Annotated in this window: 1 protein-coding gene and 1 pseudogene; both read right to left on the bottom strand. The window is 62.1% G+C overall.

Features of this window, described 5'->3' with window-relative positions; genetic code table 11:
- Window positions 1–287 precede the first annotated feature (287 nt).
- Window positions 288–1,112: a heme ABC transporter ATP-binding protein gene (locus CUC53_RS18025; RefSeq protein ID WP_100295382.1), complete on the bottom strand. Its 825-nt coding sequence runs from the start codon at window positions 1,110–1,112 to the stop codon at window positions 288–290.
- A gap of 11 nt (window positions 1,113–1,123) precedes the next feature.
- Window positions 1,124–1,609: pseudogene (locus tag CUC53_RS18020) on the bottom strand (FecCD family ABC transporter permease); the annotation flags it as partial.
- Window positions 1,610–1,626: the final 17 nt, after the last annotated feature.

The following is a 1,626-nucleotide window of genomic DNA, read 5'->3' as shown; positions in this document are numbered from 1 at the left end:
AACATCACGTTTTAGCGATGTGCAACTCATCGTTATCCTCAAGTAGGCTGAGTCTGGTTCACCTGACCCTGAACTCTGCTAGGAACATAGCGTTAGCTGTACCACTTTTTATACGTAGTGCGCCAAACGCAGTGGCATGGATGCCTCCTCCCTCTTTCTTTCACCTCAATCTCTCTAGCAGTTATAAATGTGGCAAACCAAATAATGGCAATACCCGTGGTCGGTTAACAATCTGCCATTTTAGGATTGCGATGGCCTGTTCGAGCATCTTGCATCAGAAATAATGATTACACCACCATCGGCAAGCCGTTGTCGGGGTGATGGATCACCTGCGCTGGGTAGTCATAAAGGCGGGCGATCAGTTCAGGGGTCAGTACTTCGCCCGGCGTGCCATCGGCCATCAGCTTGCCCCGCTCCAGCATCACCAGCCGATCGGCATAGCGCGCCGCCAGATTGAGGTCGTGCAGCACTACCAGCACCGCAGTATTGCGGCTGGCTAGGGCGCGCGCCATGGTGAGCAGCTGATGCTGGTATTTCAGATCCAGCGCCGAGGTGGGCTCATCGAGCAGCAGCAGGCGGGGTTGCTCGGCCTGCTCGGTCGGAGAGGGGGCCTGCCAGATCTGCGCCAGCACCCGGGCAAACTGCACCCGCTGCCGCTCGCCGCCGGAGAGCCCCGGATAGAGCCGCTTGGCCAGATGCTCGACCCCGGCATGGGTCATGGCCGCCGCCACAATCTCGTCACGCCGCGCCGCCGGTTCACTGTGGGGCAAGCGCCCCATGGCGACGACCTCTTCGCAGAGAAAGGGGAAGTTGAGGGAGGAGCTTTGCGGCAATACCCCGAGCCGGTGGGCCAGCTGGCTGCTGTCCCACTGCTGGCGATCCGCACCAAACAGGGTGATGGAACCCTCATACTCCAGCTCGCCGGTCAGGCAGTTGAGCAGCGAGCTCTTGCCCGCCCCGTTGGGGCCGAGCAGGGCGGTGAGAGTGCCGCTCTCAAGGCTCAGATCGAGCCCATCCAGGATCTGGCGCTGGCCACGGCGCAGGCTGAGTCGGCTGCAGCTCAACAGGGGGGCGGAGAGTGAGGATGAGAGTGCGGATGAGAGTGGTTGCATAACAGTCCGTATCACAGGGCGCGGCGGCCTTTTACCAGCAGCCAGATGAAGAAGGGGGCGCCGAGCAGGGCGGTGATGATACCCACCGGCAGCTCGGCCGGGGCCAGCAGGGTGCGTGCCAGCATGTCGGCTGCCAGCAGCAGGGCGGCGCCAAGCAGGGCCGAGAGCGGCAGCAACCTGATGTGGTTGGGACCCGCCAGCAGGCGCACCAGATGGGGCACCACCAGCCCGACGAAGCCGATCATCCCCGATACTGCCACCGCTACCCCGACGCCCGCAGCGGTGAGCAGAATCAGACGACGTTTGAGGGATTGCACATTGACCCCCAGATGACGGGCCTCCCCTTCACCCAGCAGCAGGGCGTTGAGGGGATTGGCATCGCGCATAAAGAGCCACAGCAGTGCCGTCAGGGTGAGCAGGGCCAGCGCCACATCGACCGGTTTGCCTGCTGCCAGCGTTCCCATCTGCCACAGGCTCAGGTTGCGCAGCATCTGATCTGTCTCTTATACACATC

Source organism: Aeromonas cavernicola (assembly GCF_002795305.1).
Lineage (GTDB): Bacteria > Pseudomonadota > Gammaproteobacteria > Enterobacterales > Aeromonadaceae > Aeromonas > Aeromonas cavernicola.
Note: the sequence above shows the minus strand (reverse complement) of the source record. Positions and strands in the feature narration are given on the sequence as shown.

Bases quoted from the DNA above. Each gene is read 5' to 3' on its own strand.
- CUC53_RS18025 (WP_100295382.1), bottom strand. From the start codon at position 1,112: ATGCAACCACTCTCATCCGCACTCTCATCCTCACTCTCCGCCCCCCTG.